At 67.4% G+C, this 13,624-nt stretch carries 13 protein-coding genes; 3 read left to right on the forward strand and 10 right to left on the reverse strand.

Annotation, left to right across the window (positions count from 1 at the left end):
• Positions 1 to 83 precede the first annotated feature (83 nt).
• Positions 84 to 983: a PhzF family phenazine biosynthesis protein gene (locus ACZ52D_RS11830; RefSeq protein ID WP_417472636.1), complete on the forward strand. Its 900-nt coding sequence runs from the start codon at positions 84 to 86 to the stop codon at positions 981 to 983.
• Positions 980 to 1,396: a VOC family protein gene (locus ACZ52D_RS11835; RefSeq protein ID WP_464441439.1), complete on the forward strand. Its 417-nt coding sequence runs from the start codon at positions 980 to 982 to the stop codon at positions 1,394 to 1,396. Before ACZ52D_RS11830 ends, ACZ52D_RS11835 begins: the two co-directional genes overlap by 4 nt.
• A gap of 26 nt (positions 1,397 to 1,422) precedes the next feature.
• Here ACZ52D_RS11835 and ACZ52D_RS11840 read toward each other — a convergent pair whose 3' ends face one another.
• From ACZ52D_RS11840 to trxB, 5 genes are all read right to left on the reverse strand, one after another.
• Positions 1,423 to 2,244: a hypothetical protein gene (locus ACZ52D_RS11840; RefSeq protein ID WP_464441440.1), complete on the reverse strand. Its 822-nt coding sequence runs from the start codon at positions 2,242 to 2,244 to the stop codon at positions 1,423 to 1,425.
• A 119-nt stretch (positions 2,245 to 2,363) separates the two neighbouring features.
• Positions 2,364 to 4,439: a bifunctional sulfate adenylyltransferase/adenylylsulfate kinase gene (locus tag ACZ52D_RS11845; RefSeq protein WP_222455101.1), complete on the reverse strand. Its 2,076-nt coding sequence runs from the start codon at positions 4,437 to 4,439 to the stop codon at positions 2,364 to 2,366.
• 229 nt (positions 4,440 to 4,668) lie between these two features.
• Positions 4,669 to 6,345 carry an adenylate/guanylate cyclase domain-containing protein gene (locus ACZ52D_RS11850; protein ID WP_464441441.1) on the reverse strand — a complete coding sequence of 559 codons (1,677 nt, stop codon included), beginning with the start codon at positions 6,343 to 6,345 and terminating at the stop codon, positions 4,669 to 4,671.
• Positions 6,346 to 6,437: 92 nt separating this feature from the next.
• The gene (locus tag ACZ52D_RS11855) at positions 6,438 to 7,496 is read right to left on the reverse strand and encodes a Hint domain-containing protein (protein ID WP_464441442.1); all 1,059 of its coding nucleotides are present in this window, start codon (positions 7,494 to 7,496) and stop codon (positions 6,438 to 6,440) included.
• A gap of 196 nt (positions 7,497 to 7,692) precedes the next feature.
• Entirely contained in the window at positions 7,693 to 8,637 is a 945-nt protein-coding gene (trxB, locus tag ACZ52D_RS11860) for a thioredoxin-disulfide reductase (protein ID WP_222455104.1), read from the reverse strand.
• Between the two features lie 246 nt (positions 8,638 to 8,883).
• Here trxB and ACZ52D_RS11865 point away from each other — a divergent pair, with 246 nt between their 5' ends.
• Positions 8,884 to 9,384 (forward strand): Lrp/AsnC family transcriptional regulator, encoded by a 501-nt coding sequence (locus ACZ52D_RS11865; RefSeq protein WP_222455105.1) that lies wholly within the window; start codon positions 8,884 to 8,886, stop codon positions 9,382 to 9,384.
• Positions 9,385 to 9,443: 59 nt separating this feature from the next.
• On the opposite strand, the gene ACZ52D_RS11870 is transcribed toward ACZ52D_RS11865, so the two are convergent.
• The 5 genes from ACZ52D_RS11870 to lgt form a co-directional block, all read right to left on the reverse strand.
• Complete coding sequence (locus ACZ52D_RS11870; RefSeq protein WP_222455106.1) at positions 9,444 to 10,211, reverse strand: Hint domain-containing protein; 768 nt, start codon at positions 10,209 to 10,211, stop codon at positions 9,444 to 9,446.
• Positions 10,212 to 10,460: 249 nt separating this feature from the next.
• Positions 10,461 to 10,589, reverse strand: a complete 129-nt coding sequence (locus ACZ52D_RS11875; RefSeq protein WP_369925444.1) for a hypothetical protein — start codon at positions 10,587 to 10,589, stop codon at positions 10,461 to 10,463.
• A gap of 290 nt (positions 10,590 to 10,879) precedes the next feature.
• Positions 10,880 to 11,635: a peptidoglycan editing factor PgeF gene (gene pgeF / locus ACZ52D_RS11880; RefSeq protein WP_464441443.1), complete on the reverse strand. Its 756-nt coding sequence runs from the start codon at positions 11,633 to 11,635 to the stop codon at positions 10,880 to 10,882.
• Positions 11,632 to 12,699, reverse strand: coding sequence for a class I SAM-dependent methyltransferase (locus ACZ52D_RS11885; RefSeq protein ID WP_464441444.1), 1,068 nt, complete (start codon positions 12,697 to 12,699; stop codon positions 11,632 to 11,634). Before ACZ52D_RS11885 ends, pgeF begins: the two co-directional genes overlap by 4 nt.
• Positions 12,696 to 13,595 carry a prolipoprotein diacylglyceryl transferase gene (lgt, locus tag ACZ52D_RS11890; protein WP_464441445.1) on the reverse strand — a complete coding sequence of 300 codons (900 nt, stop codon included), beginning with the start codon at positions 13,593 to 13,595 and terminating at the stop codon, positions 12,696 to 12,698. The genes ACZ52D_RS11885 and lgt overlap by 4 nt, the downstream gene beginning before the upstream one ends.
• Between the last annotated feature and the right edge of the window lie 29 nt (positions 13,596 to 13,624).

The following is a 13,624-nucleotide window of genomic DNA, read 5'->3' on the forward strand; positions in this document are numbered from 1 at the left end:
TTGACAGACCGCGGGCGATACAGATGATGCCAAAGGCGGGCGCAGGCCCGCCTTTTTTGATGTCCGCCGTGGGGGAGCTTGCAATGGCACTGTATGATTTCGACTGGGTGGATGCGTTTTCGGCGCGGGCCTTTGGCGGCAATGGCTGCGCCGTGGTGCATGGCGGGGCGGAGCTGCCGGAGACGGTCTGCACCGCCTACGTGCGCGAGACCTCGCTGGTGGAATGCACGTTTACCGGCCCGTCGCAGGTCGCCGATGTCCGGGTGCGGTATTTCCTCGCCAGCCGCGAGATTCCCTTTGCCGGTCATCCCACCATCGCCACGGTGGCGGCGCTGCGCGACCGCGGGCTGTTCGAGGGCGACCGGATCACCCTGGAAACCGGGGCCGGGCTGGTGCCGGTCACGCTGGACGGCGACCTGATCGAGATGACCCAGGTGGCGCCCGAGTTCGGCCCCTTTGCCGATCCCGCGCTGGTGGCGGCGGCGGTGTCGCTGCCGGTGGAGGCTATCGTGGGGCGCCCGCAGAAGGTGTCCACCGGGTTGCCCTTCTGCATCACGGTGCTGCGCGATCGCGCGGCGCTGGAGGCGGCCCGGCTGGACCTCGGGGCGCTGGCCGAACTGGGCCGCGCGCTGGGGGCTGACGGCATCGACATGATGGAACCGTTCCTGGTGACGCTGGAGGGCGCGACACCGGCGGGAGACACTTTCTCGCGCCTGCTGATGGCTCCGCCGAGCCCGCCGGAGGATCCCTTCACCGGCTCGGCCACCGGCGCGATGGCGTCCTACCTGTGGCGGCACGGGCTGATCGACAAGGCCGCGTTCACTGCCGAGCAGGGTCACGGGCTGGGCCGTCCCGGCCAGGCCCGGGTGGCGCGGGTTGGCACGCCGGATGCAATCGAAGGGGTGCGGGTGGCCGGAGAGGGCTTCGTGCTGATGCGCGGCACGGTGGATCTGCCGTCCGATCCGGGGCCGCAGGGGCGATGATTGCCTATGTCACGGTTGGCGCCGATGATCTGGCGCGGGCGAAGCGGTTCTACACCGCCTTCCTGCCGCCGCTTGGCTACAGTCTGACGGAAGGGCCCGAGGGGCTGAGCTTCTGCCTGCCAGTGGCACCGGGACAGCGCCCCGTGTCGCCCGATTTCTACGTGAAGCCACCGTTTGACGGCGCCGCGGCGACGGCGGGCAACGGCTGTATGGTGGCCTTCGAGGCAGGCAGCCAAAAGGCGGTGCGCAGCTTGCATGCGGCGGCGCTGGCGGCGGGCGGCACCTGCGCGGGCGCGCCGGGGTTCCGCGCCGCCTACAGTGCCGATTTCTACGTCGGCTACCTGCGCGACCCCCAAGGCAACAAGATCGCGCTGTTTTCCAGCAACCCGGAGGAGCCCGGCCGCGACGGGTGAAGGTTCCGGAAGACCTGCAAGGAGCGTCAGCTCTGCCAGGTCATATCCGCGGGCAGCCGGTCGGCATGGCGCTTCAGCATGCGCCCGAACAGGCTGTCGGGGGTGGGGCGATGGTTGGGCCGCGTCTTGCAGTGCACGTGCAGCCCGGTGATGTCCGGGTCGTCCTCGAGGCGCCACTTGTCGGTGGGGGCGAAGAAGCGTGTGGTCTGCTTGCCGTTCCAGCAATAGAAGGGTTTGGTGCCAAGGGCGTATTGCGTCAGCTTGTGCTTCTTGATCAGGCGGGAGAAGGCGTCGTTGCCGTAGATGGTGATCCCAAGGTCGCGCGGCGAGAAGGGTTTGCCCTGCAGGCGCCACAGCGCGGGCTTCAGCACCCGCCTGCGAAAGCCCAGCCAATGCGGCATCAGGTCGGGGTGGTCATAGACCCGGTTGTAGTCGCGGATCATCTCGCAATCTTCTGGCAGGTAGAACACTGATGCGCCGATGCGATGCCGGTCTTCCCAGGCGAAAAACGGCTTACCTGGGTCGATGTCAAACGGGCGGAACAGCAGCACGTCGCAGTCCAGCCACAGGCCGCGGCCAAGCTCCATCAGCTTCATCCGGAACAGGTCCGAATAGGACAGGGTGCTCTGGATGTTGGCGCGTTCGGTGTAGCGCAGCGGTTTGAGGCGGGGGATCAGATCCGCGGGCAGGACCTCCGCGGCCGGGCGTAACCGGACGCCGGCGGGAACGTTTTCCACCGGGCCGAGATGGTACAGGTCGACGTCAAAACCGTGGTCGAGCCAGGACGACAGGCAAAGTGCGCCCAGGTTGTGGATCCGTCCCGATATCCATAGCGTCGCCAGTTTCACGCCTGGTCTCCCCGATAGCCCGCCAGTCCGGCGCAGCCTTACAGGAAAGTCGGGGCATGTCGCAATCCGCCCCGCCCAAAGGGGCGGGGCGGTGTGGTGTCAGGGTCGTACCGTCAGGCTCAGCCCGAGATCAGGCCCATGCTTTCCAGCTTCAGCAGAACCTGGTGGGCGCAGTTGTCCACGTCGGTGCCTTCGGTCTCGACGCGCAGTTCCGGGTTCTCCGGCACGTCGTAGGGGTCGGAGATGCCGGTGAACTCCTTGATCTTGCCTTCGCGGGCCAGCTTGTAGAGACCCTTGCGGTCGCGGCGTTCGCATTCCTCGATCGAGGTGGCGACATGCACTTCGACGAAGGCGCCGAACTGTTCGATCTCCTCGCGCACGGCGCGGCGGGTGGCGGCATAGGGCGCGATCGGCGCACAGATGGCGATACCGCCGTTCTTGGTGATCTCGGAGGCCACGTAACCGATGCGGCGGATGTTGAGGTCACGGTGCTCTTTCGAGAAGCCCAGCTCGCTCGACAGGTTCTTGCGCACGATGTCGCCGTCCAGCAGCGTCACCGGGCGGCCGCCCATTTCCATCAGCTTGACCATCAGCGCGTTGGCGATGGTGGATTTGCCGGAGCCGGAGAAGCCGGTGAAGAACACGGTGAAGCCCTGCTTGGAGCGCGGCGGCTTGGTGCGGCGCAGTTCCTTCACCACCTCGGGGAAGGAGAACCATTCCGGGATTTCCAGACCTTCGGCCAGGCGGCGGCGCAGTTCGGTGCCGGAGATGTTGAGGATGGTGACGTTGTCGCGGTCCTCGATCTCGTCGGCGGGTTCGTACTGGGCGCGTTCCTGCACGTAGACCATGTGCTTGAAGTCGACCATCTTGAGGCCGATTTCTTCTTCATGGGCGCGGAACAGCTCCTGCGCGTCATAGGGGCCGTAGAAGTCTTCGCCCTGGGAGTTCTTGCCCGGCCCGGCGTGGTCGCGACCGACGATGAAGTGGGTGCAGCCGTGGTTGGCGCGGATCAGGCCGTGCCAGACCGCCTCGCGCGGGCCGGCCATGCGCATCGCCAGGTTCAGCAGCGACATGGTGGTGGTGGCGGCCGGGTATTTGTCCAGCACCGCCTCGTAGCAGCGCACGCGGGTGAAGTGGTCGACGTCGCCCGGCTTGGTCATGCCGACGACCGGGTGGATCAGCAGGTTGGCCTCGGCTTCGCGCGCGGCGCGGAAGGTCAGCTCCTGGTGGGCGCGGTGCAGCGGGTTGCGGGTCTGGAAGGCCACGACCTTGCGCCAGCCCAGCTTGCGGAAATGCGCGCGCAGCTCGTTCGGGGTGTCGCGACGGCCGCGGAAGTCATAGTGGATCGGCTGCTGGATGCCGGTCACCGGGCCACCCAGGTAGACCTTGCCTGCGGTGTTGTGCAGGTAGTTCACCGCCGGGTGCGCGTCGTCATCGGCGCCAAAGACCTTCTCGGCCTCGCGGGATTTGTTCGGCACCCAGTTGTCGGTGACGGTCATGGTTGCGAGGATCACGCCTTCCTGGTCGCGCAGGGCGATGTCCTGGCCCGCTTCCAGCTTGGAGGCGAAGTCTTCGGACACGTCCAGGGTGATCGGGATCGGCCACAGGGTGCCGTCGGCCAGGCGCATGTTTTCGACCACGCCGTCATAGTCTTCCTCGGTCAGGAAGCCCTTCAGCGGGTTGAAGCCGCCGTTCATCAGCAGTTCCAGGTCGCAGATCTGGCGCGGGGTCAGGTCCCAGCTGACCAGATCGGCCGCTTCGACTTTCAGCTTCTGCGCGCTTTCGTAGGAGACATAGAGCTCAGGGATGGGAGCCAGGTTGCTTTGCATTGGATGGGTCCTGTGCTTGATGGGTGGCAGGCCGCTGGCGGTGCCGGTAAGTTCCGCGTGCAGCGCGTTGTATTCGGCGAGCTTGCGGGAGAGGAAACGATCTGTGAGCCGCAGTTTTTCAGTCGCGCCCCGGGTGGTCAGCGTGTAGGCAAACCGCTGCCGCTTGTCCGGGCCGGGGCGGTTGCTGATGGTGATCAGCCCGGCCTCGGCGGCGGCGCGCAGCTGCGTGTTGAGCCGACCAAGCGAAATCCCCAGCGCGGCGGCGGTGGCCCGCTGCGAGGCGTCCGGTGCCGCGTCCAGCTGGCGCAGCAGCCGAAAGAGCAGGTCTTCCTCTTCCGGAGACGGTGGGGGGGCAAGGGTCGGCACGGGCGGGCAGCTCTGTCAAAGTGTGTTCACGGCTGAACGCTTTGCATGGAATGCCGCTGTTGCAAAGTCGAAATTGCCCGTATTGGGCGATTTCCTGCCGCGTTGCATCGCTGCAACGCAGCGCTTCGGATTTTTTGGGAAATTGTTCCGCGCTCCGGCGGTTCGCCGGAACGGGCGTGGGGTGGGCGGCCCGGGCGGGCCGTGTTTTTGGATAAAGAGTTTCGCGAATTTATCGGGCGGCGGCCAGAATCCGGGGCAGGGCGGCGGCCTGCTGCACCGGCAGGGCGGCAAGCGAATCACTGACGCCGCGCAGATCGACCTGTCGCAGATCGAAGCGCTCGGGCGTATACCCGGCCGCCTTCAGCAGCTGCGCCGAGATCAGAAGCTCCACCGCCAGTGGCTTGGTCTGGGCTTCGAGACGGCTGGCGGTGTTGACGCTGTCACCGATGATGGTTTTCGGTGCATGGCCGACGCTGCCGATCTCGCCCAGCACCACCTCGCCCAGGTGCAGGCCGATGCCGATGCGCACTTCGGGCTCTCCCTCGTCGGCGAGCTGCGCATTGAACTGTTGCAGGGCGAGGCCGATGGCGGTGGCGGCCTCCAGCGCCGCCTCGGCCGAGGGTTGGGCACCGGGGGCCTTGAACACCGCCAGCAGCCCGTCGCCGAGATACTTGTCGACGGTGCCACCGGCCTCGGTGATGGCGGGCACGATGGCGTCGAAGAACCGGTTCAGCAGGAACACCACGTCATAGGGCAGCTGGCCTTCGGTGCGGGCGGTGAAGCCGCGCATGTCGAGGAACAGGATGGCCAGCTGCTGCTCGCTGCCCTGGCTGGCGTGGGCGCGGCCGGGGCGGCCGTCGGGGCGGAACACGCGGGTGACCGTGAGCGGTGCCGCGGGGCGGATCTGGCAGGCCAGCCGCATGTTGGCCGGGGCGTTTACCCGCGCGAGGCTGCGGGCCTCGGTGGGCTCGGGGGATGGCAGGTCTTCGGCGCCGTCGTCGATGACCACCCGGCAGGTGGTGCAGCGGCCCTTGCCGCCGCACAGCGCGGTATGGGCAATGCCGTTGGCGCGCGACATCTCCAGCAGGGTCATGCCGCGTTCGGCGCGGATCTCGGGACCGTCGGCATAGCGGATCCGCACCGCTTGTCGGCGCCGCATCATCTTGCGCAGCAGGTAGCTGGTGGCGGTCAGGGCAAGCAGCAGCCAGAAGGTGGTGAGCCAGAGCGTCTCGGTGCGCAGCAGCTGCGCAAAGGCGTCGCGGCTGGGCCAGTTGAACGCCGCCATCAGCTCGGCGCGCTGGCTGCCCTCGACAAAGAGGTCATAGATCCGGCGTCCCTCGGTCAGCAGCCCGGCCAGCGCAAAGCCGGGGATGAACACCGCCAGCCCGGCCATCCAGGGGATCATGGGGCGCCACCAGCGGGTCAGGCGCAGCCAGTAGTGCAGGCCGATGCAGCCGTGGATCCAGACCGCCAGCAGCAGCGCCGTCTGCTGCCAGACCTCGGGCGAGTTCCACATCAGCACGATGACATAGGGCATCGCGTCGTTGGTGTCGTGGATCTCGTGGGAATAGCGGGTGTAGACAATATGGCTGAGCAGCTGGAGCGGGATCAGCAGCCCGAGGACGGTCTGCACCGCGGTGCCGCGGGGCATCCGCAGATTGCGCCGCCGGGCGAGGCTCCACAGTGCCAGGCCCGCGTGCAGGAGCAGCGAGGCGTAGAGGATCACGCTGCCAAGCAGGCTGTGGGTGATCAGTTGGCGGACGTCCTGGAACCGCGCCATCCAGACCGGGGACAACAACCCGAGGCCGATGTTGATGAAGTGAAAGAAGGCATAGGTGAACAGCACCAACCCGGTAGCGATGCGGGTGCGGCTGATCCAGTTGCCCTGCCAGAGTGCGCTTGCCAAGCCGGTTCCCCTTCGCGCCGTCGTTACCGCACAGGGTGCCGGGCGGGGCGGGCGTGGTCAAGGCGGGGCGGATGCGGCGCTGGCATGGCGGGTCAGCCGGAGGACCCGTGCAAAAGCTGGCTTTCCTGCGGCTTCAGCAAAAGGCGCGCGGGCGGGTAGCCGTGGTCTCCGCTGTGGGCGAGGTCGGGAAAGAGCGCGAGGATTTCCCGTCGGGTGGCGGCGCCACCGTCGGCCAGCAGCCTTGCGCCCGGCCGGAAGCTCTCGCTCCACAGGCCTTCGGACAGCACCAGCTGGTGCTGGGCAAACAGCAGGTGCACATAGGTGGTTGCCGCCACCGTCTGACGTTCGATGCCGTCCTGCGCCAACAGGTGGCTGGCGGCGGCCAGCGCCTCCGGTTCGCCGAACAGCAGCTGGCACGTGGCGCCATCTTGCAGCAGCCGGTGCTGGGGCGAGACCCAGAGGTCCCGCGCGGGGCAGCCGGGGCCAAAGGCATTGGCGGCGATGCGCACCGGTTGCAGGTGCGGGCACTGGCGCAACCAGTCGGCGCCGACCTGCCGCAGCCCCACCCACAGGAGCGGCTGATAGCCGTTGTCGCGGGTCAGAACCAGGTCGCCGGGCCGCAGCCGCTCGATCGGGCGCAGGCCGGAGTGCGTGGCGATGCGGGTGCCGGTCACGAAACAGGGGACGAAGCGTGGCCGTTCGCCGTTGACGTAATTGCTGCCGGTCAGCTTTTCATAGCGGCCCCCGTGCACAAGTGGTGCCGAGGTCGCAAAGCCCCACGGGGCGTCGGCACCGGCACCGTCACGGCTGTAAAGGCTGACTGTGACGACCGGGCCAGCGGTCGCGCCCTCGGCGTTTACCTGTTGCAGATGCAGCAGCGACTGTGCCGACACCCGGCTGCCAGCGGGCACCAGCCTGCCGCCCTCGATCACCTGATGGCCACCGGTCAGCCCGTCCTCGAAACTGCTGGCACGCCCGGCGCTGTCGAACAGGCGGATCTGCTGCGCGGGCTGGCTGGCGTCGAATTCGAAAACAGTACCATCGGGGACGTCCGCGTTGCCGCGCACGGGGCTTTGCGCCGCCAGCCGGGATGAGCTGGCGTCGACGGTCAGGGCGCTGACCGGATAGGCGCGGAGTGTGCGAATGGCCATAGGGCCCCCGGCAAGACGTGATCGGTGACCAGCTTTGTGCCGCAGCTGCTGCTAAGGTGGGGTTAAATCAAGGGGTCGGGGCAGAGGGGGCGGGCGGAAATATGCCCGGCAAGTGCCTTGGATTTTAATGACCGGCGCCGGGCCGGGCATCCAGGCTCCCCCCTTGCCCGCGTTAGGGCAGGGGGGAGCCGGTTTGTCAGTCTTCCTGTTCGGCGAGGAAGCGTTCGGCGTCCAGCGCGGCCATGCAGCCCATGCCGGCCGAGGTCACCGCCTGGCGGTATTTGTGGTCGGTCAGGTCGCCCGCGGCAAAGATGCCGGGGATCGAGGTCTCGGTGGTGCCGGGCTTCACCTTGACGTAGCCGCCGTTGTGCAGCTCCAGCACGTCCTTCACCAGCTCGGTCGCGGGCGCGTGGCCGATGGCGACAAAGACGCCCTTGCAGGGGATCTCTTTCAGTTCGCCGGTCTGCACGTTCTTGACCACCACGCCCTCAACCCCCAGCGGGTTGTCGGTGCCGACGACCTCTTCGAGGGTGTGGAACCACAGGGTCTCGATCTTGGGGTTCTTCAGCAGGCGGTCCTGCAGGATCTTCTCGGCGCGCAGCTCGTCGCGGCGGTGGATCAGGGTCACCTTGGAGGCGAAATTGGTGAGGAACAGCGCCTCTTCCACGGCGGTGTTGCCGCCGCCGATCACCACGATTTCCTGGCCGCGGTAGAAGAAACCGTCACAGGTGGCACAGGCGGAGACGCCGAAGCCCTTGAACTTCTCTTCCGACGGCAGTCCCAGCCACTTGGCGCGTGCGCCCGTGGCGAGGATCACCGCATCGGCGGTGTAGGTGGTGCCGCTGTCGCCCTTGGCGACGAAGGGGCGCGAAGAGGTGTCGAGCGAGGTGATGATGTCGCCGATGATCTCGGTGCCCATTGCCTTGGCGTGTTCCTGCATCCGCACCATCAGGTCGGGACCCTGCACCTCGGTGTCGCCGGGCCAGTTCTCGACCTCGGTGGTGGTGGTCAGCTGGCCGCCGGGCTCGATCCCCTGAACCAGGATCGGTTCCAGCATGGCGCGGGCGGCATAGACCCCCGCAGTATAGCCCGCAGGCCCGGAGCCGATGATCAGGACCTTGGTGTGGCGCGTCTCGCTCATGTGTGTTCCCCACGTAATGCAGCATGGCGGGCTTGCCGCCGTCAGAAAAAGCATATAGCGCCCGCCTCCGCAGGCTTAAACCCCCCCTCTGCTGCCGGTCCCGTGGCGGGATGGAAAAACGGCGCGCTGCGGGGGATTGCCGCTTGCACCTTCGCAAGGCAAAGATTATTGCGCGCAAATGAAATATTATTGCGCAGCCCTGCGGCGGTGCTATAAGAAACGAAAAACCTGATAGGAGCCTCAGCCATGGTCACAACCCGTCTTGATCCGATTGATCGCAAGATTCTGTCGGAGCTTCAGGCAGATGGGCGAATGACCAATGTGGAGCTGGCCAAGCGTGTCGGCATTTCCGCGCCGCCCTGTCTGCGCCGGGTACGCGCGCTGGAGGAGGCCGGGCTGATCCACGGCTACCACGCGGATGTGAACGCGCGTGAGCTGGGGTTCGAGGTGCAGGTCTTTGCCATGGTTGGCCTCGAGAGCCAGGCCGAGGCGGAACTGAGTGCCTTCGAGGAGAAATGCCGGGGCTGGCCGCTGGTGCGCGAGTGCCACATGCTGAACGGCGAGGTGGATTTCATCCTGAAATGCGTCTCGCCCGACCTGTCGACCTTCCAGAGCTTCCTGACCGGCGAGCTGTTGACCACCCCGAATGTGGCCAGCGTCAAGACATCGCTGGTGATCCGGGGGGCCAAGGATGAGCCGGGGGTGCCCTTCGAGGTGCTGGAAGAGCGGCTGGCGCGCGAGGCCTGAGCGATGCGCGGCGCGTGAGCGCCCGGCGCGAAGGCCGGGCGTGACGTCGGGCGCGGGCGTTACAGGATCGGGCTGCCGCTGCGGTTGCCCTGATCGGCGCGGCGATGGGCGAGAGGGCCGAAGTCGCGGATGCTGTCCGCATGCGCAAACATGTTCAGGAACAGTGTCTTGATCGGGTGGCTCGCCAGTTTCAGCGCATCCGGGCCGGGGTGGTAGGTCTCGAACTCCAGCCCGCCGACGGTGATCACCGCGTGGCGCGCCAAGCAGAGATGGTACATGTCGACCGGCGTCGGCGGCGCGGTTTCAAAGATCGTCATGCCGTCGCAGAATTCGGTGGCGCGGGTCAGCAGCGTGCCGCCATCGGCGGTGCCGCGCAGCAGCCGCGCCGAGGGGCCGACGACCAGACTGCAATTGGGGCGCTGCAATCCCATGCTGTCGGCCATGAAGCTGGTCAGCGGGTGGCTGCGTTTCCGGCTGCCGGGACGGCCCGGCACCAGGCTGGTGTGTCCGATCCACAGCAGCGTCTGCGCCTCGCCGTCGCGGGTCAGCAGCCGGTCGCCGGGCAGCAGGTCCTCGACCGCGATCGGCCCGTCGGTGGTTTCCACCTGCGAGCCGCGGGAAAAGGCAGTAAAGGCCTCTTCGAACAGCGGCATCGCCGGGGCGATGTGGCGGGTTTCGGCAATGCCTCCGTCGGGCAGCAGGCAGGCGACCTCGAAGCGACGCAGCTGCGGTTTGCCGGCGGCGCGCAGCGCGGTCGGATCCTGCAGGAAGGCAGTGGCCTCGGTGGCGTTGGCAGCGGCTTTTTGCAAGGAATGCGGAATGGTCATGGCGCGCAGGACTCTCCTTGGCGGTTGATCCGCGGCATCGGCCCCCACCGAATGCGCGGAACGGGTAAAAACAACTCTGTCAAATCTTTGTGCCACCAGACCGATCTGGGAACGGTCTGGCGCCGTGTCTTGTCATACGCGCGACGGCGCGTTTGGGTTTCAGCGCCGGTCAGATGCCCCGGTGGCGGCAGGCCCTGCGGGTGCCAGAAGCACCGACAGGCGTCGCCACCGGGGCACCCGTCCCCGGCGTCAACCCGTCTTCAGCCTGGCCGCCCGTCGCGCCCGCACCACCGCGGCGGTGGTCCAGGGCAGGGGTGTCGCGGCCTCGACCTTGGCAGCGCGCAGGATCGCTGCAATGAAACGTCTGTTCATCTTCATGTCGGCTCTGTCCTTGGCCCGGCAGCGACAGGGCTGCGGTTGCATGTGTTCTGCTCTCTTTATGAGTAATCTTTGCGCCGTGATTATGACCGGGCGGGGGCATTTTCAGCGGCGCTGCCGGGCTTGCGACGCTTTGCGTTGCCGACAGGACGCGAGGCTGCAAGTGCCTGTGGTGCTGGAGAAAACCGGCGCTTCGCCGCGGCGCGGCCTGTCGCGGGCGCGGCAATTGCGGCGCAAGCGCGCGGCTTCTGCCACAATTGCAATGGTTAACGGGCGTTAGGAAATGCGCGTCACAGGCGGATGCAGGCGATCAGGCGTCCGTAGTCGGCTTCCTTGGCGTGGGTGGCGCGGCGGAAGGAATAGAACCGCGCCGGATCGGCGTAGGTGCAGTGACGGGTCCACTCGGCGGCGCCGACGCCGGCCTCGCGCAGCTTGTACAGGCCAAGGCCCGGCAGATCGAACTGGTAGCGACCCTCGCGGCCATTGGCGAAGAAGCGGGCAAAGCGCGCATCCTGCATCATGAAGTCGTCGAAGAACTCCGGGCCGACCTCGTAAGCGCGCTGCGAGATGCTGGGGCCGATGACAGCGGCGGTCTTCTTGCGCTGGGCGCCGAGGGATTCCATCGCGTCCAGCGTTGCCTCCAGCACCCCGTCGAGGGTGCCGCGCCAGCCTGCGTGGGCGGCGCCGATGACGCCTGCCTCCGGGTCGGCAAACAGCACTGGCTGGCAGTCGGCGGTCAGGATCGACAGCGCAAGACCGGGGACGTTGGTGACCATCGCATCGGCGCGCGGGCGGGTGTCTGACGCCTCGGTCACCACATACACGTCGGCGCTGTGAACCTGGTTCACGGCGCAGAGGTTTTCCGGCGGCACCTCCATCGCGGCGGCGACCCTGGCCCGGTTGATCTGCACCGCCTCGCGCTGGTCAGAGGAGCCAAGACCGCAGTTCAGACCCTGAAACACCCCGGAGGAGGCGCCGCCACGACGGGTGAAGAACCCGTGGCGGGTCGGGCCTAGCAGGTCGGATGTGAGAATTTCCAGCGTCATGGGTTCAATCCTGGCGGCGGGGCGGCCTGCGGCGGATAGAGGCCGAGAATTTTGAACAGGTTTCCCATTTCCGCCGGGTGCGTCAACCGCCGATGTGCGGCGACCAGGTTGTCGAGCGCCGCGCCCTGCAACGGGGCCGCCAGCGCGCGGGCGCGGTCGGTGATGCCGAGCCGTTCGAGGAACACCCCCTGCGGGGTGAGGCGGCTGTGGGCGCAACCTGCGGTTTTTGCTGCCAATGCCAGTGCTTCGAAATCCACATGAGCAGTCAGGTCCGCCGCGCCCGGAGTGGTCAGTACATCGGCGGGGGCATGGGCGCGCAGCGCCTGCAACGTATCGCCGAGCGCGCGCCAGTCGCCGTAGTCGACGATCAGCGCCGCGCCGCCGTGGGCCGCGATTCGGGTCGCGAGGGCCTCGGTAATCGGCGCGGCGGGTTCGCAGATCTCCACCAGGTCGCCGTCCCGGGTGTCTTCCAGCCGGTGCGCCAGGGCAGGCTGCGGCGTCGCGGGGGCAAGGCCGAAGGACAGCGTGCCGTTGCTGAGGCCAATGCGCCGTTCGCTCCAGCCCGCGCCGCTGCGGATGAACTGGCGGATCGGCAGCGCATCGAAGAATTCATTGGCCACCAGGAACAGCGGCTGGTCCGGCAGGGCCTCGACATGGTCGTGCCACTGGGGCGCGAAGCCTGCAAGCGTCTCTGCCTGCACCTTGCGCAGTGCGGGGGAGGCCTCGACCAGGCGCAGCTGCATCGCGGCGTGAAAGCCGGGCACACCGCGGGTGGCGCGCAAGAGATCCGCCATCAGGGTGCCGCGGCCCGGTCCCAGCTCGGCCAGGGTGAAGGGCGCGGGCGCGCCCTGGTCCAGCCAGCTTTGCGCCAGCGCCAGGCCCAGGAGTTCTCCGAACATCTGGCTGATTTCCGGCGCGGTGGTGAAATCCCCCGCCGCCCCCAGCGGGTCGCGGGTGGTGTAATAGCCGAACCGCGGATGCAGCAGGCAGTCGGACATGTAGTCCGCGACAGAGATCGGCCCCTCTGCCCGGATGCGGGTGGTGAGGTGGTCTGTCAGGCTCATGCCGGGCTCTGCTGCGGCTGGCGCGCGCGGATCAAGAAGAAGAGGCCAAGCGCAATCATCGGCAGCGACAGCGCCTGCCCCTGAGTGAGGCCGACGCCATCGATGTGCCAGGCCAGTCCCAGCGGGTTGCCGGGGGTGACGAACTGGGCATCGGGCTGGCGCACGAATTCCACCGCGAAACGGGCCAGCCCGTAGCCTGCGAGAAACACGCCAAGGACGCGGCCCGGCGCATGCAGGGCGTTGCGGCGCCACACGAGGTAGAGCAGCAGCGCGCCCAGCAGCAGCCCCTCCAGCGCGGCTTCATAGAGCTGCGAGGGGTGGCGGGCGCAGATTTCGCCCAGGGCCTGGCCGCAGTCCTGCGCCATCTGGCCGGGGAAGGCGACGCCCCAGGGCAGCTCGGTGGGACGGCCCCAGAGCTCGGCGTTGACGAAATTGGCCAACCGCCCCAGCAGCAGGCCGGGGGCCACCACATGGGCCACCAGATCGGCCATCTGCAGGCGCGGGATGTTGTGGCGCGCGGCATAGATCCAGGCCGCCAGCACCACGCCGATCAGCCCGCCGTGAAAGGCCATGCCGCCCTTCCAGATCTGCAGGATCTCGACCGGGTTCTGCATGTAATAGCCGGGGTTGTAGAACAGCACCGAGCCAAGCCGCCCGCCGAGGATGACGCCGAGGATGATCCAGGTCAGCAGGTCCTCGACCTGATCGGGCTTCATCGGCGGCTGCTGCGCGGGCCACAGGGCCGGACGGCGCAGCGCCGCGACGGCCAGCCGCCAGGCGATGACGATCCCGACGATATAGGCCAGCGCATACCAGCGCAGGGCAAACTTGAAGGAGCCGATGGAGATCGAGAAGATCTCGGGCGAGAGGTCGGGGAAGGGGATCATGGCCTGCATGCGGGATGAATGCCTTTGTGTGGTCAGGG

The organism is Leisingera sp. S2M4 (assembly GCF_055398055.1).